Origin of the sequence: Variovorax sp. IB41 (genome assembly GCF_016405905.1) — a bacterium.
Classification (GTDB): Bacteria; Pseudomonadota; Gammaproteobacteria; order Burkholderiales; family Burkholderiaceae_C; genus Variovorax.
In genome coordinates, this window is record NZ_JAEFCB010000009.1 from 1 (window position 1) to 25,261 (window position 25,261).

25 protein-coding genes and 1 pseudogene are annotated in these 25,261 nt (G+C 68.8%); 21 read left to right on the forward strand and 5 right to left on the reverse strand.

Features of this window, described 5'->3' with window-relative positions; all coding sequences use genetic code 11:
- The 8 genes and pseudogenes from JC881_RS17325 to JC881_RS17360 all read left to right on the forward strand — a co-directional run.
- Window positions 1–211, forward strand: a pseudogene (locus tag JC881_RS17325) (BMP family ABC transporter substrate-binding protein); the annotation flags it as partial.
- A gap of 11 nt (window positions 212–222) precedes the next feature.
- Window positions 223–1,284, forward strand: coding sequence for an ABC transporter permease (locus JC881_RS17330; RefSeq protein ID WP_198786953.1), 1,062 nt, complete (start codon window positions 223–225; stop codon window positions 1,282–1,284).
- On the forward strand, window positions 1,281–2,204 hold the full coding sequence (locus JC881_RS17335; RefSeq protein WP_198786954.1) for an ABC transporter permease: 924 nt from the start codon (window positions 1,281–1,283) through the stop codon (window positions 2,202–2,204). The genes JC881_RS17330 and JC881_RS17335 overlap by 4 nt, the downstream gene beginning before the upstream one ends.
- Window positions 2,205–2,209: 5 nt before the next feature.
- Complete coding sequence (locus tag JC881_RS17340; RefSeq protein WP_198786955.1) at window positions 2,210–3,202, forward strand: formamidase; 993 nt, start codon at window positions 2,210–2,212, stop codon at window positions 3,200–3,202.
- On the forward strand, window positions 3,199–3,915 hold the full coding sequence (gene biuH / locus JC881_RS17345; protein ID WP_443083355.1) for a biuret amidohydrolase: 717 nt from the start codon (window positions 3,199–3,201) through the stop codon (window positions 3,913–3,915). The genes JC881_RS17340 and biuH overlap by 4 nt, the downstream gene beginning before the upstream one ends.
- Before the next feature lie 72 nt (window positions 3,916–3,987).
- Window positions 3,988–5,562, forward strand: coding sequence for an ABC transporter ATP-binding protein (locus JC881_RS17350; protein WP_198786957.1), 1,575 nt, complete (start codon window positions 3,988–3,990; stop codon window positions 5,560–5,562).
- A gap of 11 nt (window positions 5,563–5,573) precedes the next feature.
- Window positions 5,574–6,242 (forward strand): cysteine hydrolase family protein, encoded by a 669-nt coding sequence (locus tag JC881_RS17355; RefSeq protein ID WP_198786958.1) that lies wholly within the window; start codon window positions 5,574–5,576, stop codon window positions 6,240–6,242.
- A gap of 29 nt (window positions 6,243–6,271) precedes the next feature.
- Window positions 6,272–7,018: a GntR family transcriptional regulator gene (locus JC881_RS17360; protein WP_198786959.1), complete on the forward strand. Its 747-nt coding sequence runs from the start codon at window positions 6,272–6,274 to the stop codon at window positions 7,016–7,018.
- A 6-nt stretch (window positions 7,019–7,024) separates the two neighbouring features.
- Here JC881_RS17360 and JC881_RS17365 read toward each other — a convergent pair whose 3' ends face one another.
- Both JC881_RS17365 and JC881_RS17370 read right to left on the reverse strand, forming a co-directional pair.
- Window positions 7,025–7,987, reverse strand: a complete 963-nt coding sequence (locus tag JC881_RS17365) for a tripartite tricarboxylate transporter substrate binding protein (RefSeq protein WP_198786960.1) — start codon at window positions 7,985–7,987, stop codon at window positions 7,025–7,027.
- Window positions 7,988–8,030: 43 nt separating this feature from the next.
- Entirely contained in the window at window positions 8,031–9,281 is a 1,251-nt protein-coding gene (locus tag JC881_RS17370; RefSeq protein ID WP_198786961.1) for a flavin-dependent oxidoreductase, read from the reverse strand.
- A 97-nt stretch (window positions 9,282–9,378) separates the two neighbouring features.
- On the opposite strand from JC881_RS17370, the gene JC881_RS17375 reads away from it, so the two are divergent.
- A complete protein-coding gene (locus JC881_RS17375) occupies window positions 9,379–10,290 on the forward strand; it encodes a LysR family transcriptional regulator (RefSeq protein ID WP_198786962.1) in 912 nt (303 codons plus the stop codon).
- Here the strand turns inward: JC881_RS17375 and JC881_RS17380 are convergent.
- Window positions 10,287–11,189 carry a LysR family transcriptional regulator gene (locus JC881_RS17380; protein WP_198786963.1) on the reverse strand — a complete coding sequence of 301 codons (903 nt, stop codon included), beginning with the start codon at window positions 11,187–11,189 and terminating at the stop codon, window positions 10,287–10,289. The genes JC881_RS17375 and JC881_RS17380 overlap by 4 nt on opposite strands.
- A gap of 128 nt (window positions 11,190–11,317) precedes the next feature.
- Here JC881_RS17380 and JC881_RS17385 point away from each other — a divergent pair, with 128 nt between their 5' ends.
- Genes JC881_RS17385 through JC881_RS17430 form a run of 10 tightly spaced genes read left to right on the forward strand, consistent with a single transcriptional unit; the run spans window position 11,318 to window position 21,413 of the window.
- Window positions 11,318–12,148 carry a cysteine hydrolase family protein gene (locus tag JC881_RS17385; RefSeq protein WP_198786964.1) on the forward strand — a complete coding sequence of 277 codons (831 nt, stop codon included), beginning with the start codon at window positions 11,318–11,320 and terminating at the stop codon, window positions 12,146–12,148.
- Window positions 12,149–12,159: 11 nt separating this feature from the next.
- Window positions 12,160–13,230, forward strand: coding sequence for an ABC transporter substrate-binding protein (locus JC881_RS17390; protein WP_198786965.1), 1,071 nt, complete (start codon window positions 12,160–12,162; stop codon window positions 13,228–13,230).
- 14 nt (window positions 13,231–13,244) lie between these two features.
- Window positions 13,245–14,036, forward strand: coding sequence for an SDR family NAD(P)-dependent oxidoreductase (locus JC881_RS17395; protein WP_198786966.1), 792 nt, complete (start codon window positions 13,245–13,247; stop codon window positions 14,034–14,036).
- 10 nt (window positions 14,037–14,046) lie between these two features.
- Window positions 14,047–15,519, forward strand: coding sequence for an allantoinase AllB (allB, locus tag JC881_RS17400; RefSeq protein ID WP_198786967.1), 1,473 nt, complete (start codon window positions 14,047–14,049; stop codon window positions 15,517–15,519).
- Entirely contained in the window at window positions 15,516–16,679 is a 1,164-nt protein-coding gene (locus JC881_RS17405) for a ring-opening amidohydrolase (RefSeq protein WP_233101864.1), read from the forward strand. The genes allB and JC881_RS17405 overlap by 4 nt, the downstream gene beginning before the upstream one ends.
- 8 nt (window positions 16,680–16,687) lie before the next feature.
- A complete protein-coding gene (locus JC881_RS17410) occupies window positions 16,688–17,578 on the forward strand; it encodes an ABC transporter ATP-binding protein (RefSeq protein ID WP_198786968.1) in 891 nt (296 codons plus the stop codon).
- Window positions 17,575–18,351 carry an ABC transporter permease gene (locus JC881_RS17415; RefSeq protein WP_198786969.1) on the forward strand — a complete coding sequence of 259 codons (777 nt, stop codon included), beginning with the start codon at window positions 17,575–17,577 and terminating at the stop codon, window positions 18,349–18,351. Before JC881_RS17410 ends, JC881_RS17415 begins: the two co-directional genes overlap by 4 nt.
- Window positions 18,348–18,764: a DUF3830 family protein gene (locus tag JC881_RS17420; RefSeq protein WP_198786970.1), complete on the forward strand. Its 417-nt coding sequence runs from the start codon at window positions 18,348–18,350 to the stop codon at window positions 18,762–18,764. Before JC881_RS17415 ends, JC881_RS17420 begins: the two co-directional genes overlap by 4 nt.
- A gap of 20 nt (window positions 18,765–18,784) precedes the next feature.
- Complete coding sequence (locus tag JC881_RS17425) at window positions 18,785–19,852, forward strand: ABC transporter substrate-binding protein (protein WP_198786971.1); 1,068 nt, start codon at window positions 18,785–18,787, stop codon at window positions 19,850–19,852.
- 43 nt (window positions 19,853–19,895) lie between these two features.
- Window positions 19,896–21,413, forward strand: a complete 1,518-nt coding sequence (locus tag JC881_RS17430) for an amidohydrolase family protein (RefSeq protein ID WP_233101865.1) — start codon at window positions 19,896–19,898, stop codon at window positions 21,411–21,413.
- A gap of 16 nt (window positions 21,414–21,429) precedes the next feature.
- On the opposite strand, the gene JC881_RS17435 is transcribed toward JC881_RS17430, so the two are convergent.
- Window positions 21,430–22,233, reverse strand: coding sequence for an exodeoxyribonuclease III (locus JC881_RS17435; RefSeq protein ID WP_198786972.1), 804 nt, complete (start codon window positions 22,231–22,233; stop codon window positions 21,430–21,432).
- A gap of 13 nt (window positions 22,234–22,246) precedes the next feature.
- On the opposite strand from JC881_RS17435, the gene pyrE reads away from it, so the two are divergent.
- Window positions 22,247–22,930 (forward strand): orotate phosphoribosyltransferase, encoded by a 684-nt coding sequence (gene pyrE, locus JC881_RS17440; RefSeq protein ID WP_198786973.1) that lies wholly within the window; start codon window positions 22,247–22,249, stop codon window positions 22,928–22,930.
- Window positions 22,931–22,941: 11 nt separating this feature from the next.
- Window positions 22,942–23,634 carry a DUF4124 domain-containing protein gene (locus tag JC881_RS17445; protein WP_198786974.1) on the forward strand — a complete coding sequence of 231 codons (693 nt, stop codon included), beginning with the start codon at window positions 22,942–22,944 and terminating at the stop codon, window positions 23,632–23,634.
- Between the two features lie 39 nt (window positions 23,635–23,673).
- Here the strand turns inward: JC881_RS17445 and gatB are convergent, their stop codons facing one another.
- A complete protein-coding gene (gene gatB, locus JC881_RS17450; RefSeq protein WP_198786975.1) occupies window positions 23,674–25,260 on the reverse strand; it encodes an Asp-tRNA(Asn)/Glu-tRNA(Gln) amidotransferase subunit GatB in 1,587 nt (528 codons plus the stop codon).
- Window position 25,261: the final 1 nt, after the last annotated feature.

The following is a 25,261-nucleotide window of genomic DNA, read 5'->3' on the forward strand; positions in this document are numbered from 1 at the left end:
CGCCTACGGCCCGATGGTGCCGGACGCCGCGAAGAAGCAGGCCGACGACATCAAGGCCAAGATGATCGCGGGCACCTTCGATATCTTCAAGGACGGCATCAAGGACAACAAGGGCGCGGTCGTGGTGCCGGCCGGCAAGGTCCTGAAGCAGACGGACCTGGAGCTGGAGAAGATGAACTACCTCGTCGAAGGCGTCATCGGCCAGGCCTGAGGTCCAGGTTCATGCGCAGCGCCCTCAAGGAATTCGCCCTGCCGGTGTTCGCCATCGCGGCGGCGCTGCTGCTGTTCGGCGTGCTCGTGGCCTTCGCCGGCGTCGATCCGGTGGAGGTATGGGCGACGCTCTTCAAGGGCGCGTTCGGCGACTGGTTCTCGTGGCAGAACACGCTGCAGCGCGCGGCGCCGCTGATGCTCACCGCGCTGTGCGTGGCGTTGCCGGCGCGCGCGGGGCTGATCGTCATCGGCGGCGAAGGCGCGCTGGTGCTGGGCGGCCTGGCCTGCGCGGCGCTCGCGCATGCGGTGCCGCTGCCCGGCAACGTCGTGGGCACGGTGGTCGTCTGCATCGCGGGGGCGCTCGCCGGTGCGCTGTGGATCGTGCTCGCGGGGTGGCTGCGCCAGTACCGCGGGATCAACGAGACCATCAGCAGCCTGCTGCTGGCCTACATCGCGATCGGCATCTTCAAGCACCTGGTCGAGGGGCCGCTGCGCGATCCGGCGAGCCTGAACAAGCCATCGACGTACGCGCTGAACGACGGGCTGCTGATCGGCGGCATCGGCGGTTCCGACGTGCATTGGGGCCTGGCGATCGGCGTGGTGGTCTGCCTTGCGCTCGGTTGGTGGCTGCGCGCGACCGCCTCGGGCTTTTCGGTGCGGGTGGTCGGCGGCAATCCGCGCACCGCGCAGCTCGTGGGCCTGCCGGCTACGCGGCTCATCCTGGGCAGTTGCGCGCTGGGCGGCGCGTGCGCGGGGCTCGCGGGCGCGATCGAGGTGGCGGCGGTGCACACCAACGCCAACGCTTCGTTGATCGCGGGGTACGGCTACGCGGGCATCCTCGTGTCGTTCATCGCGCGGCACAACCCGGTGGCCATCGTGCCGGTGGCGATTTTGTTCGGCGGCTTCGGCGCGGCGGGGAGCCTTTTGCAGCGGCGGCTCGGGCTGCCCGATGCGTCGGTGCTGGTGCTGCAGGGCATCGCGTTCGTGCTGATCCTGGCGAGCGAGGGCTTGCGCATGATCGACTGGAAGGCGCTGCGCGCGCGCCTGTTCCGTGCTTCGGGGAGCCCGGCATGACCGCCGACCAATGGATCGCGCTCGTGGCCGGCATCGTCGGCGGCGCGCTGCGCGTGGGCGCGCCCTTTCTTTTCGTGAGCCTGGGCGAATGCCTCACCGAGAAATCGGGCCGCATCAACCTCGGGCTCGAAGGCGTGCTGGTGCTGTCGGCGATGGCGGCCTTCGGCGGCGCGTACCTCACCGACTCGGCCTGGCTCGGCGTGCTGATCGGCGCAACGGCGGGCGCGGTGCTCGCGCTGCTGCACGGCCTCCTGTGCTCGCTCGATCGCGTCAACGATGTGGCGACCGGCATCGCATTGATGCTGCTCGGCACGGGCCTCGCGTTCTACCTGGGCAAGCCGCTGATCCAGCCGCAGGCGCCGCAGATCCCCGCGATTCCGCTGGGCTTCTGGAGCGACAACACGGTGGTGCGCTCGGCGCTGCAGCTCAATGCGCTCGTGCCCATCGGCGTGGCGCTCGCGGTGCTGCTCTGGTGGGGCTTCGCCCGCACGCGCGCGGGCCTGCTGGTGCGCATGGCCGGCGATTCGGCACAGGCCACGCGCGCGCTCGGCTACTCGGTCTCGGGGCTGCGCATCGCGGCGACGACAGCCGGCGGCTTCATCGCCGGGCTCGGTGGCGCATCGCTCACGCTGTTCTATCCGGGCAGCTGGAACGAGGGCATCTCCAGCGGCCAGGGCCTCATCGCCGTCGCGCTCGTGATCTTCGCGCGCTGGAGCCCGCTGCGCTGCGTGGGCGCGGCCTTTCTCTTCGGCGGCGCGGGGGCCATCGGGCCCGCGCTGCAATCCATCGGCATCGGCTGGGGCTACCACCTCTTCAACACCGTGCCCTATGTGCTCACGCTGGTGATCCTGGTGCTCACCTGCAAGCCGGGGAGCGCCGCCATCGGCAGCCCGGGCGAACTTTCATCGACAAGGAACTGAACACCATGAGCGGTCTGGGTGGCCTCAACAAATCGGCGCACGGCGTCGTCGTCGGGCTGGTGCAATTGCAGCTGCCGAACGTGAAGACGCCGGCCGACCTCGCCGCGCAGGCGCAGCGCATCTGCGAGATGGTGGGCAAGGCGCGCCGCAACCAGTCGACCATGGACCTCGTGGTGTTTCCGGAGTACGCGCTGCACGGCCTCTCGATGGACACCAACCCCGAGATCATGTGCACGCTCGACGGCCCCGAAGTCGCGGCCTTCAAGAACGCGTGCGTCGAACACCGCATCTGGGGCTGCTTCTCGATCATGGAGGCCAACCCCGGCGGCAACCCGTACAACAGCGGGCTCATCATCGACGACCAGGGTGAGATCAAGCTCTACTACCGCAAGCTGCACCCGTGGGTGCCGGTCGAGCCCTGGGAGCCGGGCAACCTCGGCATTCCGGTGTGCGACGGGCCCAACGGCAGCAAGCTCGCACTCATCATCTGCCACGACGGCATGTTCCCCGAGATGGCGCGCGAGGCTGCGTACAAGGGCGCCGACATCATCCTGCGCACGGCCGGCTACACCGCGCCGATCCGCCATGCGTGGAAGATCACCAACCAGTCCAACGCCTTCTGCAACCTCGCCTACACCGCAAGCGTGTGCCTCACCGGCAGCGACGGCAGCTTCGACTCGATGGGCGAAGGCATGTTCTGCAACTTCGACGGCACGGTGCTGGCCGAGGGCGGCGGGCGCGTGGACGAGATCATCACCGCCGAGCTGCGGCCCGACCTCGTGCGCGAGGCGCGCACCGGCTGGGGCGTGGAGAACAACATCTACCAGCTCTACCACCGCGGCTACGTCGCGGTGAAGGGCGGCGCGCAGGACTGCCCCTACACCTACATGCACGACATGGCCGCCGGCACCTACAGGCTGCCGTGGAGCGCCGACGTGAAGGTGACCGACGGCACCGGCTGCGGCTTCGCGCCGCCGGAACGCAATTACCAAGGATGAACACGGCCATGACCACTGCAATCGCCGAACGCCACGTGGCGGCCGAGCCCTACGCCTGGCCCTACAACGGGGACCTGCGCCCGGAGAACACCGCGCTGATCGTGATCGACATGCAGACCGACTTCTGCGGCAAGGGCGGCTACGTCGACGTGATGGGCTACGACCTTTCGCTGGTGCAGGCGCCGATCCAGCCGATCGCGCGCACGCTCGCCGCCTTGAGGCCGCTGGGCTTTCACATCATCCATACGCGCGAAGGCCACCGGCCCGACCTCGCGGACCTGCCGGCCAACAAGCGCTGGCGCTCGCGGCAGATCGGCGCCAACGGCGTAGGCATCGGCGACGACGGCCCGTGCGGGCGCATCCTCGTGCGCGGCGAGCCGGGCTGGGAGCTCATTCCCGAACTGGCGCCGCTGCCCGACGAAGTGGTGATCGACAAGCCCGGCAAGGGCTCGTTCTATGCGACCGACCTGGAGCTCATTCTGCGCACGCGCGGCATCGAGAACCTGATCCTCGCGGGCATCACCACCGACGTGTGCGTGCACACCACGATGCGCGATGCGAACGACCGCGGCTTCGAGTGCCTCTTGCTGTCCGACTGCACGGCCGCCACCGACCACGGCAACCACCTGGCCGCGCTGAAGATGATCACGATGCAGGGCGGCGTGTTCGGCGCGCACTCCACCTCTCAGCAATTGCTGGCCGCGCTGGGCTGATGCACGCATGAGCGCCGCGCCGGGCCACCCCAAGCAAGCTCGCACCGCAGTGCGAAGCACGGAGGCACTCCAATGACCGCAGTTCCTCACGCCATCGGCGCACTGCCCGCGGGCAGCGGCGCCCTTGCGCTCGACACCTACGAATTGACCAAGCGCTTCGGCGCCTTCACCGCAATGGACAAGGTGACCATGCGCGTCGAGCCCGGCACAGTCCACGCATTGCTTGGCGAGAACGGTGCAGGCAAGAGCACGCTGGTGAAGTGCGTGGCCGGCTTCCAGCGCGCGGAGGAGGGCAGCATCCTGATCGACGGACGCGAGCAGGACATCGCCAATCCCATCGTCGCGCGCGCGCTGGGCATCGGCATGGTCTACCAGCACTTCACGCTCGCGCCGGGCATGACGGTGGCCGAGAACCTGCTGCTGGCCGGCGGCAAGACGCCCGCATTGATCGACTGGAAGACCAAGCGCGCGGAACTGAAGGCGTTTCTCGCAACCACGCCCTTCAGCCTCGACCTCGATGTGCGACCGTCGGAGCTCGCGGCGGGCGAGAAGCAGAAGCTCGAACTGCTCAAGCAGCTGTACCTGAAGCCGCGCCTCCTGATCCTCGACGAGCCCACCTCGGTGCTCACGCCGCAGGAGGCCGACGAGGTGCTGGGCCATGTGCGCGAGTTCGCGCGCAGTGGCCTGTGCACCGTGCTCATCATCACGCACAAGTTCCGCGAGGTGATGGCCTATGCGGACAGCGTGACGGTGCTGCGCAGGGGCAAGGCGGTGCACCACTGCCGCGTGGCGGACACGAGCCCGGCGCAATTGGCCGAGGCCATGATGGGTGGCGAAGACGCGGCCGTTGCCGCGCCGGCTTCATCGCCTGTCGTGAGGAAACCCGTGGCCCATGCGGCGCCGGTTGCATTGAAGGTCGAGGGCCTGAAGGCGCAGGGCGACCGCGGCACGCTCGCGCTGCATGACCTGAGCCTGTCCGTGCGTGCCGGCGAGATCCTCGGCGTTGCAGGCGTCTCCGGCAACGGACAGCGCGAGCTGGTCGAAGCCCTGGTCGGCCAGCGCCCACGATTGGCCGGCCGCGTGACCGTGATGAGCCAACCGTACAACGCACGCCGTGCCGAGAACCGCAGCCTCAAGGTGCGCAGCCTTCCCGAGGAGCCGCTGCGCAATGCCTGCGTCGGCGACCTCAGCGTGGCCGAGAACATGGCGCTGCGCGATTTCGACAGGGCGCCCCTGTCGCGCGGCGGCGTGCTGAACTTTCCGTACTGGCGAAGTCGTGCGCGCGAGTGGATTGCCGAATACGGCGTCAAGACGCAGGGCGAGGGCGCGCCGATCCGCAGCCTCTCGGGCGGCAATGTGCAGCGTGCGGTGCTCGCGCGCGAACTGGCCGGCGACATCAACGTGCTGATCGCCGCGAACCCCGTGTTCGGCCTGGACTTCGCCGCCGTCGCGGAGATTCACGCGCGCATCGTGCAGGTGCGCGAGAAGGGCGGGGCGGTGCTGCTGGTCAGCGAAGACCTGGACGAACTGCTCGAGCTGGCCGACCGCATCGTCGTGATGAGCGAAGGAAAGATCGTGTTCGAGACCCCGGCCGCCGGTGCCGAGCGCCACGTGATCGGCGCGCACATGGGCGGTGGACACCACTGAACGGAGCCAGCATGCGCATCGAAGCCAACCCCTTCGCCTACGAGTTCGCGTTGAAGGACACCGCGCTGGTCCTCATCGACATGCAGCGCGATTTCATCGAGCCCGGCGGCTTCGGCGAAACGCTGGGCAACGACGTGTCGCTGCTCGAAGCGATCGTTCCTGCAACCAAGGCCGCGCTGGCGGCATGGCGCAAGGCCGGCGGCCTGGTGGTCCACACGCGCGAGGCGCACAAGGCGGACCTCTCGGACTGTCCGCCCGCCAAGCGAAGCCGCGGCAACCCGAGCCTGCGCATCGGCGACGAAGGCCCGATGGGCCGCATCCTCGTGGCCGGCGAGCCCGGCAACCAGATCATCGACGCGCTCGCGCCGGTCGAGGGCGAGATCGTCATCGACAAGCCCGGCAAGGGCATGTTCTACGCGACCGATCTGCACGAACTGCTGCAGCAGCGCGGCATCACGCACCTGCTGTTCGGCGGCGTCACCACCGAGGTCTGCGTGCAGACCAGCATGCGCGAGGCCAACGACCGCGGCTACGACGGCCTGCTGCTGGAGGACTGCACCGAGAGCTACTTCCCGGCCTTCAAGGCGGCGACGCTCGACATGATCCGCGCGCAGGGCGCCATCGTCGGCTGGACCGCGCCGAGCGCGGCGTTGCTCGCCGCGCTGAACCACGCGGCGTGAAGCCGGCGCCAGCGACTACCATCCCCCACGTGTCTACCGTCCGACCCCGCCCAGCACCCCCCGCGCCCGCAGCCGCCGCCGATGCGGCCGTTTTTCGTACACGCGCCGACGAGGTCTACGCGCAGCTCAAGCGCGACGTGGCCGAGTTCATCCTCGTGCCCGGCGACCGCTTCACCGAGAACGAGATCAGCGACCGGCTCGGCGTGTCGCGCACGCCGGTGCGGCAGGCGCTCTTCCGGTTGCAGCAGGAGGGTTTCGTGGAGGTGCTGTTCCGCAGCGGCTGGCGCGTGCTGCCGTTCGATTTCGACCAGTTCGAGCAGCTCTACGATTTGCGCATGGTGCTGGAGACCACCGCGGTGCATCGCATCTGCGAAGCCGACCACCGCGTCGATCGCAGCCTGCTCGACACGCTGGCCGGCATCTGGCTCGTGCCCGCGGCCGAGCGCAGCACCGACACCGCCCAGGTCGCGCAGTGGGACGAAGCCTTTCACTGCTCGCTCGTGGCGGCCGCCGGCAACGCCGAGATGGCGCGCGTGCACAGCGACGTGACCGACCGCATCCGCATCATCCGCCGGCTCGACTTCACGCAGCAGCCGCGCATCGAGGCGACCTATGACGAGCACGCGAAGATCCTCAAGGCGATTCGCGCGAACCGCGGCGATCAGGCCGCGATGCTGCTGCGCGCGCACATCGAGACCAGCCAGGCGGAGGTGCGCAAGATCACGCTGCACCAGGTGCATCTGGCGCGGCACGCGGGCAAGACGGCGCCGCGCTGAGGGGATTCAGTCCGCGGTGATGTTCCCGCGCTTGACCACCCCCGCCCACCGGTCCGCATCCTTCTTCACCAGCGCCCCGAACTCCGCCGGCGTCGAGCTCGCCGGCACCATGCCCTGCGACTCGAAGGACTTCGCCACGTCGGGTTGCTTCAACACCGCCGCGATCTCCTTGTTGAGCCGCGCGACCACCTCGGGCGGCGTGCCCTTGGGCGCGAGCACGCCGTACCACATGTCCACGTTGTCGGCGGTCACGCCGGCCTCGGCGAGCGTGGGCACATCGGGCAGTTGCGGCAGCCGCTTGCTGCTGCCGGTGGCGATGGCCTTGAGCTTGCCGACCTGGATGTGCTGCAGCGCCACGTGCACCGGCAGGAACATGTAGTCGATGCGCCCGCCCAGGAGGTCGGTCACCGCGCCGGCCGTGCCCTTGTAGGGCACGTGCAGCAGGTCGGTGCCGGTGCCCTGCATCAGGAGCGCCATCGACAGGTGATGCGGCGTGCCCACGCCCGGCGTGGCGTAGGTCAGCTTGGCCGGCTCCGCCTTGGCCGCGCTCACCATCTGTGCGACCGACGTCGCCTTCTGCACGTTCGGGTTGGTCACCAGCAGCAGCGTGCCCCACGAGGTGAGCGACACCGGCGCGAAGTCGGCTACCGGGTCGTAGCCGAGCGACTTGTAGAGGCTGCGGTTCATCACCAGCGTGTTGACCTGCACCATCAGCGTGTAGCCGTCGGGCTTGGCGCGCGCGACCTTCTCGCTGCCGATGTTGCCGCTGGCGCCTGCCAGGTTTTCCACGATCACGGGCTGGCCCAGCAGCGCGGGCAGGCGGGCCGAGAGCTGGCGCGCAACCAGGTCGATGCCGGTGCCCGGCGTGTAGGGCACGACGAGCGTGATCGGCTGGTCGGGCCAGGCATGGGCTGCGGCGGCACTCGCCGCGACGAGCAGGGTGGCGAGGGTCTTGGTGATGAATCGCATGGGTTGGTCTCCGTCTTGTTCTGTGATCGAGAAGTGCCGGCGCTCAGAGGTACGAGGCGCGCGCCTTCAGCGCCACCGGGTCGTAGCCGGCCACGCGCTTGTAGTTGTCCGAAATGGCCTGCAGCTCGGCGCGGCTCACCACGTCCTCGATCTGCCCGAAGCGCTTTCCGCCCGAGCGCTCGAACACTTCGCGCAGGATCGCGTCGGGCGGGTTGCTGCGGTTGGTGAGCACCACGTTGGTGGTGGCCTTCACGCGCACGCGGTCGTAGTCCTCGAGCGCCGCGGTGCCGACGCCCAGGTCCTTGAGCGCGCCTGCGAGAAAGCGCGCATCGATGATCGCCTGCCCCGCGCCGTTGGAGCCGCGCGGCACCATCGGGTGCGCGGCGTCGCCCAGCAGCGTGAGGCGGCCGTGCGTCCAGCGCGGCAGCGGATCCTGGTCGACCATCGGGTACTCCAGGATGGTGTCCGAGGCGCGGATCAGCGCGGGCACGTCGAGCCAGTCGAAGTGCCAGTCGGCGAACGCGGGGAGAAAGTCCTCGAGCCGGCCGGCACGGCTCCAGTCGCGCATCGCGGGCTGCGGCGCGTGGATCTCGGCGACCCAGTTCACCAGCTGGTGGCCTTCGGCGTCGATGTCGTTGCGGATCGGGTAGATCACCATCTTGCCGACCGCGAGCCAGCCCGCGCGCACCATGCTCGCGCCCGAGAGAAAGGGCTTCCAGCGCGCGGTGCCGCGCCACATGTTCACGCCCGAGTAACGCGGCGCGCCTTCGTTCGGATAGAGCTGCTTGCGCAAGGCCGAGTGGATGCCGTCGCAACCGATGGCCACGGCGCCGCGCACATCCTGCACGGTGGGCGCATCGGCGAAGTGCACGGTGACGCCGCCCGCATCCTGCGCGACGCCGGTGCAGCGGTGGTTGCAGACCACGCTGTCGGGGCCCAGGCGCTTGAGCGTCTCTTCGAGCAGCACCGTCTGCAGGTCGCCGCGATGGATCGAGAACTGCGGCCAGCCGTAGCCCGCGTGCTCGCCCGCGGCTTCCTGGAAGATCAGCTGGCCGTGCTCGGTGAAGAAGATCGACTCCTTCGTGCGCACGCCCACCTTGTCCAGCTGCGGCAGCAGGCCGAGTTCGGTCAGCTCGCGCACCGCATGCGGCAGCAGGTTCACGCCCACGCCCATGGGCTTGAGTTCGGGCACGGCCTCGTACACGCGGCAGGGAATGCCGGCCTGGTGCAGGCTCAGCGCGAGGGTCAGGCCGCCGATGCCGGCGCCCAGGATGATCACTTGCTTGTCGTTCATGGCTGTCGAATGGGTTGCGTTTGTCTCCAGCCGTATTGGGAACGGAAGTTCGCCATTTGTGAAATTTAGATGTGCTATGGATTTATCATGAATCCTTATGAACCTTTCGACCCGCCAGATGCGCGCCTTTCTGCAGGTCGCGCGCCTGGGCAACTTCACGCGCGCGGCCGAGCAGGCGCACATCACGCAGGCGGGGCTGAGCATCCTGATCCGCGAGATGGAAAAGCAGCTGGGCTGCCGGCTCTTCGACCGCACCACGCGCGTGGTGAACCTCACGCCCGCGGGGCGGCGGTTGCTGCCGGTGGTGGAACGGCTCGTCACCGACCTCGACGACGTGGCCGCGCAGCTCGGTGCCGAAGGCGACGAAGCGCGCCAGACCTTGCGCATCGCGGCCACGCCGCTGGTGTCGTCGCACCTGCTGCCGCAGGTGTTCACCACGTTCCGCCAGGCGCATCCGCAGGTGAGCCTGCGCCTCTTCGATGCCGACCTGCGCGATGTCGAGGCGATGGTCGCGGCCGGCGATGCCGATGTGGGCCTCGGCTTCTTCTTCAAGGCCGCGGCGGGCCTGGAGCGCACGCCGGTCGGACGCTTTCACCTGATGCGGGTGGCGGCGTCTGCAGATGAGGCCGATGAAGCGCCGGCCATCGGCACGGTGCCATGGTCCGCGCTGCGCACCGCCGAGCTCATCGGCCTGCCACCGGGCAACCCGATCCAGAAGGTGATCGACCAGCACCTGGTGGCCACCATCGGCCGCGCCGATGCGCAGCGGCCCACCTTCAATTTCTTCGGCACGCTGATCTCGATGGTGGAGGCTGGCTTCGGCACCGCGGTGATGCCGACTTTCGCGCTCGCGGCCTGCCGGCGGCACCGCGTGCGCACCGACGTGCTGGTCAAGCCGAAAGTAGGGCTGGACTTCTATCGCATCGCCAAGCGCGGCGCGCACGAGACCGAGGCGATGCAGGCTTTCGTGGCGACGCTGGAGAAGGCGCTGCCCGCGCTCTCGCGTTAATCCTCGCCGGAGGGTTCGGCCAGCCGCTTGCGCAGGAACTCCGCGAAGGCATAGGCGATCACCGGCAGCTGCCGCCCGCGCAGGCTGGCCAGCACCAGTTCGCCGCGCGGAAAGCCGCGGTCCTCGATGTCACGGGCCACGATGTTGGGGTCGTCGGTCCAGGTGCCGATGGCCATCTGGAACGAGATCGACTGGCCGTCGTACAGGCAGCCGCGCAAAAATTCGAAGCTGTTGCTCTCCACCATGGCGCGGATCGAGGTGGAGCTGCGCGCGAGAAAGCGCTCGAGCAGTTGGCGTCCGCCCGTGTCGCGGTTCGGCAGCACCACCGGGAAGTCGGCGCAGTCGCGCAGGCGCAGGGTCTTGGCCTTCGCGAGCGGATGGCGCCTGTGCATGATCGCCATGAGCTTTTGCTCGACCGCGCACACGCGCTCGATGTCGGCCTCCGGCGCGAGGTTGAACACCAGCGCGAGGTCGGTCTCGAAACTGCGCAGCGCGCTCGCGGCCTGCACGTGATCGCCGATGCGCGCATCGAAACCCACCAGCGCATGCGTGCGGCCGAAGTCGTTGATGGCGGCCGGCAGGAAGCGCGGCGCGAGCGCTTGGCTCGCCACCAGCCGCACCGCGCCGCGCCGCAAGCCCTGCAGCTCCTCGATCTCGGAGCGCACGCGGTCCAGTTCCGACGCGCGGCCGCGGATGTAGCGCACGAACAGCTCGCCCGCCGCGGTGAGCCGCATGCCGCGCGGCAATCGCTCGAAGAGCGGCGTGCCCAGCTCTTCCTCCAGGTCCTGGATGCGGCGGTTGACGGCCGAGGGCGCGACATGCAGGCGCTCGGCCGCCTGGCGGATGGAGCCGGCGCGGGCGACTTCGTCGGCGTAGCGCAGGAAGCGAAGGTGGTTCATGCCCGCTGCAGTTGCACGAAGCGCGCCACGAATGCCGCGCTGCGTGTTGCCGCAACGGCAACGCACAGTACGTGAATCGGTACGGATCGAGAGCACCTTCTGGCACGTCGGCTGCGTGCCCGCATCGCATGACACGCCGATCCGCACCTTCGCGCACCAACACCGAGCAACCGTCCGCCCGCTTCGGCCCGGTGCCCCACAACGCATGGACGCTGGCCGGTGGCCGCGTCAGCCTGGTGCGCGCACCGAAACGGCCGCTGCCGGTGCAGATGCCCGCCGAGCCGCAGCCGATCGAGTTCGACCTCGCGCGCAGCGCGCTCGTCGTGATCGACATGCAGAACGACTTCTGCCACCCCGAGGGCTGGTTCGCCCAGAAGGGCATCGGCATCCGCGCGGCGCGCAAGCCGATCGCGGCCATCGCCCGCCTGCTGCCGGCGTGGCGCGCGGCCGGCGGCGCGGTGGTGTGGCTCAACTGGGGCATCCGCGCGGACCGCCTCAACCTGTCGCCCACGGTGCAGTTCAAGGGCAAGCGCAGCGCCGATGGCGTCGGCTACGCCGAGCATTCGCCCATCGACCACGGGCCTTCGCTGGTGCAGGGCGAGTGGGGCGCGCAGGTGATCGACGAGTTGGCCGGCGCGCCCGGCGACATCACCGTCCACAAGCACCGCCTGAGCGGCTTCTGGGACAACGAGCTCGACAGCATCCTGCGCCAGCAGGGCATCACCACGCTGCTGTTCGCGGGCATCAACACCGACCGCTGCGTGTTCTCGACGTTGCAGGACGCGAACTTCCTCGGCTACGACTGCGTGCTGCTGAAGGATGCGTGCGGCACCTCGTCGCCCGCCTATGTCACGCGCGGCATTCATTTCATCGTGCAGCAGCTGCACGGGTTCGTTGCGACCGCCGAGTCGCTGCTCGATTCGCTTTCTTCTTTGTCCTCTCCCTCCAAGAAACGCTAGGAGTCCTTCGCATGCCGTTATCTTTCTTTTCCAAGCCGCGCCTCGCTCGCGCGCTCGCTTCGCTGGGCGCCGCCGGCCTGGCCTTGGCGGCCACTTGCGCCGCCGCGCAGGTGCCGCTCAAGCTCGTGCTCAACTGGAAGTACGAAGGCCCGCAGGCCTGGTTTTTCGTGGCCCAGGACAAGGGCTACTTCAAGGCCGAGGGCCTGGACGTGCAGATCGACCAGGGCGAGGGCTCCGCCGCCTCGATCCCGAAGGTCGCGGCCGGCGCCTACCAGGCCGGCTTCGGCGACCTGAACGCGCTGATCGATCTCGCATCCAAGCGCCCGGCCGATGCGCCGGTGGCGGTCTACATGCTCTACAACACGCCGCCCTTCACGATCGTGGTGAAGCAGGACAGCCCGATCAAATCGCCCAGGGACCTGGAAGGAAAGACCGTCGGCGGCCCGGCCAACGACGGCGCGCTGAAGCTGTTCCCGGCCTTCGCCAAGCTCGCCAAGATCGACGCGGCCAAGGTGACCCTCACCAACATGGCGCCCAACCTGCGCGAGCAGATGCTCACCCGTGGGCAGATCGACGCCGCCTTCGGCTACGTGACCACCGTGAGCTTCAGCGCCAAGGCGATGGGGCTCGATCCCGCGAAGGACCTGCGCTTCATCCGCTACGGCGACAACGGCATGGACCTGTACTCCAACGCCGTGTTCTTCTCGCGCACCTTCGCCAAGGAGAACCCCAAGGCGGTGCAAGGCTTCGTGAAGGCGCTGAACCGGGCGGTCAAGGAAGTGATCGCCGACCCGGACATGGGCATCGACCACGTCATGAAGCGCGAGCCGCTGCTCAAGCGCGAGGTCGAGAAGGAAAAGCTCTTCGCCACCCTGCGCAACGACATGAGCCACCCCGAAGTGGCACGCATCGGCCTGGGCGACGTGGACGACGCGCGGCTGAAGAAGTCCATCGACATCGTGGTGGACGCCAACCAGCTGCCGCGCACGCCGGCACCGGCCGAGGTGTTCGACCGCGGCTTCCTGCCCGCGCGCGCCGAGCGCCCCTCCAAGACATTGAACACATCGAACGCATCGAACTGAAAGCGAGAAACGACATGGACCTGCAACTCAAAGACAAGGTGACGCTCATCACCGGCCCGGCCAAGGGCATGGGCCGCGCCGTGACGCTGGCCTTCGCGCGCGAAGGCGCCAGGCTCGTGCTGGCCGGGCGCGACACCGGCGCCATCGAGCCCGTGGCGGCGGAAGCCCGCGCGCTCGGCGTCCAGGCGATCGTCGTGCCCTGCGACCTCACCGTGGGCGCGCAGACCGAGGCGCTGGCGGCGCATGCGCTGGAAGCCTTCGGCCGCATCGACGTGCTGGTGAACGTGGCCGGCGGCTCGGGACCCATCGGCAAGACCGGCTGGGAAACCACCACCGAGGAGTTCGACGAGATCGTGCAGCTCAACATGACCGGCTGCTTCAACACCATGCGCGCCGTGCTGCCAGGCATGGTCGCGCGCCAGAGCGGCAAGGTGGTGAACGTGGGCGGCACCTTCGGCATGCGTGGGCGCGCCGGCCGCATGGCCTACTCGGCCTCCAAGTGGGGCCTGCGCGGCATCACAAAGAGCTTTGCGCTGGAGGCGGGGCCGCACGGCATCAATGTGAACTGCGTCGCGCCCGGCATGGTCGACGGACCGCGCTTTCGCGAGAAGGTGTGCGCCAACATGGCCGAAAAACTCGGCATCACGCTGGAAGAAGCGATGACGCGCCACGCGGCCGACTACGCGCTGCGCCGCGTCTCCACCGATGCGGACGTGGCCAACGTCTGCCTCTTCCTGGCCAGCGACGTGTCGCGCCAGATCACCGGCGTCGACCTGCCCGTCGATGGCGGCTGGGCAATGCTCTGAGGAGGCCACGATGCATAAAGAAGTCGACCTCGTCATCCGCGGCGCCCGCGTGGTCTCCGCGGACCAGATCATCGAAGCCAGCGTGGCCATCGCCGGCGAGCACATCGTGGCCGTCGGCCATGACGACACCATGCCGCCGGCGCGCCAGGAAATGCGTGCCGACGGCCTCTACCTGCTGCCGGGCGCCATCGACAGCCACGTGCACTTTCGCGACCCCGGCTACCCCAACAAGGAAACCTGGAAGACCGGCTCGGCCGCCGCCGCGATGGGCGGCGTGACCACCGTGTTCGAGATGCCCAACACCAACCCGTCGACCGGCACCGTCGAGGCATTGCGCATCAAGCAGAAGGCGGCCGAGTCGTCGTACTGCGATTTCGGCATCCACGGCCTGCTGGGCGACGACACGGTCGATCGGCTCGAAGAGCTGCTCGACGCGGGCGTCACCAGCTTCAAGGCCTTCGTCGGCAACACCTTCGGCAACCTGCCCGCGCCCACCGACGGCGCGCTGCTCGAAGGCTTCGAGACGCTCGCGCCGCTGGGCATCCGCACGGTGGTGCATGCGGAGAATTCGTCGATCCTGCAGCGCCGCCAGAAGAAGATGCAGGCGGCCGGCCGCATCGATGCCATGGCCCACCTGGATGCGCGGCCCGCCGTGGCCGAGATCGAGGCCATCGGCCGCGTGCTCACGCTGGCCGAGTGGACCGGCGCGCGCGTGCACATCGCGCACCACAGCGCGGCCGATTCGCTGTTCCTGCTGCGCGAAGCCAAGCGCCGCGGCGTCGACGTGACGGCCGAGACCTGCCCGCAGTACCTGCTGCTGAACACCGGCCACATGTTGAAGCTCGGCGGTGTGATGCGGCTGAACCCGCCGATCCGCGAGGCGCGCCACAACCAGCCGCTGTGGGACGCGCTGCTGGACGGCACGCTCGACATGATCGCCACCGACCACGCGCCGCACACGCCGGAGGAGAAGACGCGCGAGAGCATCTGGGACTGCGACTGCGGCTTCCCGGGCGTGGAAACCCAGATGCCGCTGATGCTGACCGAGGTGAACCGCGCGCGCGCCACCTTGATGGACTACGTGCGCTGGAGCGCGGTGAACCCGGCCAAGGCCTGGGGGCTGTACGGCACCAAGGGCGTGATCGCACCCGGCGCGCACGCCGACATCGCGATCGTCGACATGCAGCGCGCGGGCACGCTGTCGCAGAACAAGCTGCAGAGCATCAGCAAGATCTCGCCGTGGAACGGCCGCGCGGTGCAGGGCTACCCGCTGCACACGCTGCTGCGCGGGCGCTTCGTGATGCGCGAGGGCAAGCTGGTGACCGATGCGGTGGGCTGGGGCCGTTCGGTCAAGGGCGTGCAGAAGATGCCCACCCCGAAGCCGCGCAACACCGCGCACTACAGCCGCGCGATCCTGCAGACGCCGCCCGGGGTGCCCGCGACGGCCGTGCCCGTCGGCGCGGTGGATTGGGACGCGGCATGAGCACCGCCGCGCGCGTGCAGCAGGTGCAGGTCTGGCGCATTCCGTGCAGCGGGCCGGGCGACCTGGGCGGCGTGAAGGCGCTGATCGACGCGGGCGAGATCGTCGCGGCCGACATCGTGGCCGTGATGGGCAAGACCGAAGGCAACGGCTGCGTCAACGACTTCACGCGCGAGTACGCATCGACGGCGTGGTGCCACCTGCTCGCCCCTGCGCTCGGCTGCACGCCCGAAGCGGTGCATGGGCGCGTGGCGCTGGTGATGTCGGGCGGCACCGAGGGCGTGCTGTCGCCGCACTTCACCGTGTTCGCGCGGCGCTGGGTGTCGAGTGCATCCGCAGTGCAGGGCAAGCGCCTCGTGATCGGCATCGCGCAGACGCGCGATTTCCTGCCGGAAGAAATGGGCCGCGCCGCGCAGATCGACGCCACGGCCGACGCGGTTGCAAAGGCCATGCGCGATGCCGGCATCCAGAGCGCGAGCGATGTGCACTTCGTGCAGGTCAAGTGCCCGCTGCTCACCTCGGCCAAGGTGGCGGCGGCGCTGGCGCGCGGCGCCTCGCCGGCCACCCACGACAGCTACGAGTCGATGGGCTATTCGCGCGGCGCGTCGGCGCTCGGCGTGGCGGTTGCATTGGGAGAGGTCGCGCGTGAAGAGATCGGCGACGCGAGCGTGATGAGCGACTGGCGGCTGTTCTCCGCGCGCGCCTCGGCGTCGGCCGGCATCGAGCTGGAGGGCAATGTCGTCATCGTGCTCGGCGAGGCGGAGGGCAGCGCGTCGGCGTTCCGCATCGCCCACGCGGTGATGCGCGATGCGATCGACGCCGCGAGCGTGCGCACGCTGCTGCGCGATGCCTTCGGCCTCGATGCGGAACGCGATGCGCAGGCGCTCGCCGCGCGCCTCGTGAACCTGCTCGCGAAGGCCGAGGCCAGCCCGGACGGCCGCGTGCGCGACGCCCGCCACACCATGCTGAACGACTCGGACATCCATTCGACGCGCCATGCGCGCGCCGTGGTGGGCGGCGTGCTGGCCTCGGTGGCCGGCCACACCGCGCTGTACGTGTCGGGCGGCGCCGAGCACCAGGGGCCCGCGGGTGGCGGGCCGGTGGCCGCGATCCTGCGGATGGACGACGACACGGCTTCTTCCACTTCACCCGTCTTTTCCTGAAGGACCTCATGGGCAACGCATTCATCCAACTGTCCGACGTGATGCTGCGCTACGGCGGCGGCACCATCGCCCTGGACCACACGACGCTGGACATCGAGAAGGGCGACTTCGTCGCGCTCGTGGGCCCGAGCGGCTGCGGCAAGTCGACCATCCTGAAGCTGGTGGCCGGCCTCTTGCGGCCGAGCGCGGGCGCGGTGATCGCCGGCGGGCGCGAGGTGGGCGCGGCCGGCACCGCGGTGGCGGCGGGCGCGCATGCATCGCCCGCGCCGCGCCTTCGCATCGGCCTGGCCTTCCAGAACCCGACCATGCTGCCGTGGCTCACGATCCGCGAGAACGTGATGATCCCGCTGAAGATCGTCGAGCCCTTCCGTCAGCACTACCGCAGCAAGAAGCGCGGCGAATACGCCGAGCGCGCCGACGCGCTGCTCGCGCAGGTGGGCCTCAAGGGCTTCGGCGACAAGCGGCCCTGGCAGCTGTCGGGCGGCATGCTGCAGCGCGCGTCGCTCTGCCGCGCGCTGGTGCACGAGCCCGAGCTGCTGCTGCTGGACGAACCCTTCGGCGCGCTCGACCAGTTCACGCGCGAGGAGCTCTGGGACATCATGCAGACGCTGTGGATCGCCAAGCGGCCGACCGTGCTGCTGGTGACGCACGACCTGCGCGAATCGGCCTACCTGGCCAACCGCATTTGCGTGATGAGCGCGCGGCCGGGGCGCATCCTGGAGACGCGCGACGTGGGCTTCGCGCGGCCGCGCACGCTGGAGAGCAGCTACGCGCCCGAGTTCGCGGCGCTGGTGCAGCAGCTGCGCATGCGCATTGCTGAGGCGCGCCGCGAGAGCGATGCCGTGCCGGCGGCGCCCGTACAGGCCCAGACGCGCTCGCTCGAAGAGGTGGCCGCATGATCGCGCCGCTCGCACGGCAGCGCCTGCTTTCCGCGGGCGCGCTCATCGGCTTCTTCGTGCTGTGGGAGGTGGTCTGCCTGGCCTTCGGTGTGTCCGACCTGATCCTGCCGCGCCCGAGCCAGATCGCGCTGGTGCTCCTGCAGAAGATGCCGCTCTTGTGGCCGCACACCGTGCAGACGCTCTACACCACGCTCGCGGGCTTCGTGCTCGGCGTGGGCGCGGGCATCGTCATCGGCGTGGTGATCGGCTCGTCGAAGCTGGCCTACGACGTGACCTATCCGCTGCTGGTGGGTTTCTCCAGCATTCCGAAGGTGGCGGTGGTGCCCCTCTTCGTGGTGTGGTTCGGCGCGGGCACGGTGCCGGCGATCCTGACCTCGATGGTGATCAGCGTCTTTCCGGTGGTGGTGAACGTGGCCACCGGCCTGGCGAGCACCGAGCCCGAACTGGAAGACGTGCTGCGCGTGCTCGGCGCGAGGAAGCGCGACATCCTCTGGAACGTGGGGCTGCCGCGCGCGCTGCCCTATCTCTTCGCCTCGCTCAAGATCGCGATCACGCTGGCCTTCGTGGGCACGGTGCTGAGCGAAACCGTGGCGGCCAACCAGGGCATCGGCACGGTGATGATGATCGCCAGCGGCAACTTCGACGTGCCGATGGTGTTCGCGGGGCTCTTCCTCCTTGCGGCGATGGGCGTGGCGCTGTACGCCGTGTCCTCGCTGGTCGAGCGGCGAATGACGGGCTGGGCGCAGCGCAAGACCGACATGGCGATGGCATGACGAACGACCTCATCCGCATCACCGCCGGGGGCCTCTGCTTCGTGGCGCAGACGAACCCCGACGCGCCGCTCACCGTGGCGGCCTTCCGCAAGCTGCTGCCTTATCGCCAGAAGCTCATCCACGTGCGCTGGAGCGGCGAAGGCTGCTGGGTGCCGCTGGGCGATTTCCAGTTGGGCGTGGGTTTCGAGAACCACACCAGCCACCCCTCGGTGGGCGACATCCTGTTCTACCCGGGCGGCTACAGCGAGACCGAGATCATCCTGGCCTACGGCGCCTGCAGCTTCGCCAGCAAGATGGGCACGCTGGCGGGCAACCACTTCCTCACCATCGTCGAAGGACGGGAGCACTTGCGCGCGCTCGGCACCAAGGTGCTGTGGGAAGGCGCGCAGGACGTTCTCTTCGAAACCATCTGATCCACCCAAGGGAGCCTCGCATGTCTTCTTCTCCAGTGTCCCGCCGCGCGGCGGTGGTCGCGGTGTCCGCCGCGTTGGGCGCATCGCTCGCGTTGCTCGCGGTGCGCGAAGCGCGCGCGCAGCCGCAGCCGCCGCTCACGCCCATCAAGTTCGTGCTCGACTGGAAGCTGCAGGGCATCCACGCCTGGTACTACCTCGCAGAAGACCGGGGCTACTTCGCGGCCGAGAAGCTCGCGGTGGCGATCGACCAGGGCGACGGCTCCGCGGCCACCGTGACCAAGGTGATGGCCGGCGCCTACGACGCGGGCTTCGGCGACGTCAACGCGATCGTGCAGAGCGCGGCCGCCAGGCCCGGCGCCGCGCCCGTGATGGTCTACATGGTCTACAACCGCGCGCCCTTCGCCCTCATCGTCAAGTCCGGCAGCCCGATCAGGACGCTGAAGGACCTGGAGGGCCGCACGCTGGGGTCGCCTGCGGGTGGCGCCGCACTGCGCATGTTCCCGCTGATGGCGGCCAGGAGCGGCGTGGACGCGAGCAAGGTCAAGTGGACGAACATGGCGCCCAACCTGCAGGAGCAGATGCTGCTGAAGGACCATGTCGAAGGCTCGGCCGTGTTCTCGGTGACCAGCTACATGAACCTGGTGGCGCAGGGCGTGGACCCGGACAAGGACATCCGCTGGTTCCACTACGCGGACCACGGCGTCGACCTGTACGGCAACGGCGTGGTGGTGTCGCGCCAGCTCCTGAAGGACAAGCCGCAGGCCGTGGCCGGGCTGGTGCGTGCCGTCAACAAGGCGGTGCGCGACACCGTGGCCGATCCCGACGCCGCCATTGCCGCGCTCATGAAGCGCGAGCCGCTGCTCAACGCGGCGCTGGAGAAGCGGCGGCTGCTCTACACGCTGCGCACCGTGATGCTGACACCCGAGGTCGCCGCCGCCGGCCTGGGCGACGTGAACGACGCGCGCATGGCGCGCGCGATCGGACAGGTGAAGGAGGCGTTCGACCTCGCGAGCGCGCCGGCCGCCGGCGAGGTGTTCGACCGGCGCTTCCTGCCGCCGCTGGCGGAGCGCAGAATCGCCGCGCCGTAGGCCCAGGAACAGACACACGCAACCCGACGACGAAGGAAACGCCATGCCCGCTGCGATGCACGAAGGCCCGATCGACTGCGCATGGCTGCTGGCCGATCCCGGCGCTGAGCCTGCGCAGTCCGACATGCGCATCGAACTGGCGGGCGACCGCATCGGGTCGATCGCTCCACTGGCGCACAAAGCCGCCATCGGCACCGGCGGACCGCGCCTGCTCGCGCTGCCGGCGCTGGCCAACGCGCACGACCATGCACGCACTTTTCGCAGCGCCACGCTCGGCGCCTTCGGCCAACCGCTGGAAAGCTGGCTGCCGTTCCTGGGCGTGGTGCCGGGCATGGACCCCTACCTGTGCGCCGCGACTTCGTTCGCGCGTTCGGCGCGGCACGGCGTCGCGAACCTGATGGTCCACTACACGCGCGTGCAGGGCGGCATGGCCTATGCCGACGAAGCCGAGGCGGTGGCGCGCGCGGCTCGCGATGTCGGCGTGCGCATCGGTTTCGCAATCGCGATGCGCGACCGTCATGGCATCGCCTACTGCGACGACGCGGCCGTGCTGTCCGCGCTGCGCCCGGGCATTCGCGACGCGGTGGCCGAACGGCTCGCGGTGAAGCCGGTGGCGCCCGCGCAGCAACTCGCACTGGTCGAGGAGGTCGCGCGCAGGATAGAGCAGGGCGGCCACGGCGGGCATGTGACCGTGCAGTACGGCCCGACCGGGGTGCAGTGGTGCAGCACGCCGCTGCTCGAAGCCATCGCGCAGGCCTCTGCCGACACGGGCCGCCCGGTCCACATGCATCTGCTCGAGACGCGCTACCAGCGCGACTGGGCCGATGCCAACCACCCCGGCGGCATCGTTCGTTTTCTGGACGACATCGGCCTGCTCACGCCGCGCCTCACGCTCGCGCATTGCGCCTGGGCGCGGCCGGAAGAGTTGGCGCTGATCGCCGAGCGCGGCGCGACGATCGCGGTCAACACCAGCTCCAACCTGGGCCTGAAGTCGGGCATCGCGCCGGTGCCCGAGATGCTCAAGCACGGTTGCCGCGTGGCCATGGGCCTGGACGGCATGGCCTTCGACGAAGACGACGACGCGTTGCGCGAGATGCGGCTGGCTTATTCGCTGCACCGCGGCTGGGGCTACGACACCACGATGACGCGCGAGCAGCTCTGGGCCTTCGCCTCCGGCAACGGCCCGCGCAGCGTGCGTGGTGGGCTGGCCCGGGGCGGGCGCATCGAGCCCGGTGCGCCGGCCGACATGGTGCTGCTGGACTGGGACGCGCTCGACGACGACGCGCTCTTTGCGGAGACCGACCCGCTCGACCTGCTGCTGGCGCGCGGCAACGGCAGCCATATCGCCAAGGTGCTGGTCGGCGGGCGCATGGTGGTCGACGGGGGCCGCGTGCTGGGGATCGACGAGCCAGCGCTGCGCGCCGAGCTGCTGGCGCGCATGCGCGCAGCGCTGGCGGCCGATGCCGGCGGCGCCCTGTCGTGGCGCGAGACCGTCAAGGCGCTGGCTGACGACCTCGGGCCGTTCTACCGCAGCGGGCGCATCGGCGGCTGCTGCGGCTAGCGCGGCTGGCTTTCCTCTACAGCGTGAAGTCGTAGTCCACCGTGATCGGCGCGTGGTCGCTGAACTTGATGGTCTTGTAGATCGCTTCGGTGCGCGCGAGCGCGGCGGTCTTCGGCGTGGCCAGGTGATAGTCCAGCCGCCACCCCACGTTGTTCGCATAGGCTTGGCCGCGGTTGCTCCACCAGGTGTAGGCCTCGGCGGTGGTGTCGGGCTTGAGCATGCGGTAGACGTCCACCAGGCCCGCGCCCTCGGCGCCGGCGTCCAGCAGCTTCGTCATCCAGGCGCGCTCCTCGGGCAGGAAGCCGCTGTTCTTCTGGTTGCCGCGCCAGTTCTTCAGGTCGATCTCCTTGTGGGCGATGTTGATGTCGCCGCACAGCACGAACTCGCGCTCTTTCTTGAGTGCGATGAGGTACGGAAAGAAGCCCTTGAGGAAGCGGAACTTGGCCTGCTGCCGCTCCTCGCCCGAGCTGCCGCTCGGGAAGTAGCAGCTGATGACCGAGAACTTGCGCTCCGGCGTGTCGAAGCGCAGTTCGAGGTAGCGGCCCTCGGCGTCGAACTCGGCATCGCCCCAGCCCACGATGACCTGGCTCGGCGCATGCTTGGTGTAGATCGCGGTGCCGGCGTAGCCTTTCTTCTCGGCGAAGTGGAAGTGACCCTTCAGGCCCGCCATTTCCTCGAAGCGGCCTTCGATGTCGCTCGCCTGGACCCGGATCTCCTGCATGCAAATACAATCCGGCGCAAGTTCGGCCACCCAATCGGCGACGCCCTTGGTGGCCGCCGAACGCAGGCCATTGAGATTGAGACTGGTCAGTTTGAACACAAGGAATTTCCCGATGGCTGTAGATGGTGAAAAAAGCAGCGCGGTGGCGCAGGACTTCGTCCAGTTCGCGCTCGACGCCGGCGTGCTGCGCTTCGGCGAGTTCAAGACCAAGGCCGGGCGGATGAGCCCTTACTTCTTCAATTCGGGGCTCTTCGACGACGGCGCCAAGATCGCGCGGCTCGCGGGATTCTATGCAGACCGGCTCGTCGAGAGCGGCCTGGAATTCGACATGATCTTCGGCCCCGCCTACAAGGGCATCCCGCTGGGCGCCACGGTGGCCGCCGAGCTGGCCCGGCGCGGCCGCAACTACCCCTTTGCCTACAACCGCAAGGAAGCCAAGGCGCACGGCGAGGGCGGCAACCTGGTGGGCGCGCCGCTCAAGGGCCGCGTGCTGATCGTCGATGACGTGATGTCCGCTGGTACCGCGGTGCGCGAATCGATCGCCGCGATCGAGGCCGCGGGCGCCACGCCGCACGCCGTGGCCATTGCCCTCGACCGGCAGGAAAAGGCCACCGAGAACGGCGTCGATGTGGACCACAGCGCTGTGCAGTACGTGCGCAACCAGCTGGGCCTTTCGGTGATCGCGATTGCCACGCTGGACGATCTGCTGAGCTTCCTCTCGGGGAATGCCGCCGCCGATCTGGGCGCGCACCGCGAGCGCGTGCTGGCTTACCGCGCGCGCTACGGCGCCCACTGAGGATCGCAGCAATGCGTATACGCGATCACGGCAAGCCCGTCCGCCTGCTGGCGGCGGCATCGTTTCTCCTGGCGAGCCTCGCCCTCTGCGGCGCCGTGCATGCACAGGGCAAGGATGCACCCGCCGGCGGCATCTACACCTGCACCGACGCGCAAGGCCGCACGCTCACGGCGGACCGTCCGATCGCTGCCTGCAGCGACCGCGAGCAGCGCGAGCTGAGCCCGAGCGGCCTCACGCGCCGCAAGATCGAACCCACGTATTCGGCGCGCGAGATGGCCGAGCGCGAAGACCGCGCGCGCGAAGCCGCCGTGCAGGCCGCCAAGGCGACCGATGAGCGCCGTCGCGAGCGCGCGCTGCTCGTGCGATACCCGAGCGCCGCCTCGCACGACCGCGAGCGCAACCAGGCGCTGTCGCAGGTCGATGCGGTGATCCAGGCGGCGCAAAAGCGCATTGCCGAACTGGCCGACGACCGCAAGAAGATCGACGAGGAGCTCGAGTTCTACAAGGCCGACACGAGCAAGGCGCCGGGCGCCACGCGCCGCAAGTTCGAAGACAACACGCAGAGCATGGCGGTGCAGAACCGCTTCATCGCCGAGCAGGAAGAAGAGAAGAAGCGCGTGAATGCGCGCTTCGATGAAGAGCGCGCGCGTTTGAAGCCGCTCTGGGGTCCGGCCCCGAGCACGGCCGCCGCGGCGCCGCGCTGAACCCGCCGGGGCCGCATTGGCCCCGGGGTTCGTCGATCGTCAGCCCAGCTTGGCTTTCAGCAGTTCGGTGACCTGCGCCGGATTGGCCTTGCCGCCGCTGGCTTTCATCACCTGGCCCACGAGGCCGTTCAGCGCCTTTTCCTTGCCGGCGCGGTACTCGTCCACGTTCTTCTGGTTCTTGGCGATGACCTCGTCCAGGATCGCGTCGAGCGCGCCGGTGTCGGCCATCGGCTTCAGGTCCTTGGCTTCGATGATCGCGTCGACATCGCTGCCTTCGCCGGTCCAGAGTGCGTCGAACACCTGGCGCGCCGCAGTTGGCGCAATGCTCGCGGACCCAAGCCTCAACAGAAGCGCGGCCAGCAGCGTGGCCGAGACGGGCGTCGATCCGAAGTTAAGTTCCGCGTCGTTGAGCCGGCGAGCAACCTCGTTCATCGCCCACGCAATCCCGATGCGGTACATCTCGAATTGAGCGACTTGATCCTGAATGAACGGTGCTGAATAGCGACGCTCATCGTATTTGATGAACTGCGCACGATATGGCGCGAGATCATCGATCGTCAGTGCCGCATTCAATTCGCGGATGTATGTGTAGGTCTCGTAGTCCCGTGTAGCAAACGCTGCCTCATAGGGCGTGTAGAAAAACTGGGTTTGCAGCCGCGCGGCGGCAACATCTGGCAGCTCGGGCATCTCGCTGCGCACGCGCTCGATCCAGTCGGCCGCGATCACCAGCGGCGGCAGGTCCGGATCGGGAAAGTAGCGGTAGTCGGCCGAGTCTTCCTTCGCACGCATCGCGCGCGTCTCGCCGGTGTCGGGGTTGAAGAGCACCGTGGCCTGTTCGATCTGGCGGCCGTCTTCGATTTCTTCGATCTGCCAGCGGATCTCGTAGTCGATCGCCTGCTGCATGAACTTGAAGCTGTTGAGGTTCTTGATCTCGCGCCGCGTGCCGAGTTTTTCGCCGGGCTTGCGCACCGACACGTTGGCGTCGCAGCGAAAGCTGCCTTCCTGCATGTTGCCGTCGCAGATGCCGATCCACGTCACGATCTTGTGCAGCTCCTTCGCATAGGCCACGGCCTCGGCGGTGGAGCGCATGTCGGGCTCGGTCACGATTTCCAGCAGCGGCGTGCCGGCGCGGTTCAGGTCGATGCCGCTCTGGCCGATGAAGTCCTCGTGCAGCGACTTGCCCGCGTCTTCCTCGAGGTGCGCGCGCACGAGGCGCACGGTCTTCTTCTCCTCGCCGAGGAAGAACGACACCGAGCCGCCCTGCACGACCGGGATCTCGAACTGGCTGATCTGGTAGCCCTTGGGCAGGTCGGGGTAGAAGTAGTTCTTGCGCGCGAATACGCTGCGCGGCGCGACATGCGAGCCGAGCGCCAGGCCCAGCTTGATGGCGCGTTCGACCGCGCCCTTGTTCATCACCGGCAGCGTGCCGGGGAGCGCGAGGTCCACCGCGCAGGCCTGCGTGTTGGGCTCGGCGCCGAAGGCGGTGGAGGCGCGGCTGAAGATCTTGCTCGCGGTCGAGAGTTGCGCGTGCGTCTCGAAGCCGATGATGACTTCATAGCCGCGCACGAGCGGGCCGGTCGGGCGGCCTTGTTGCTGTGCTTCGAAGGTGTTCACGGTCTCGCTCATT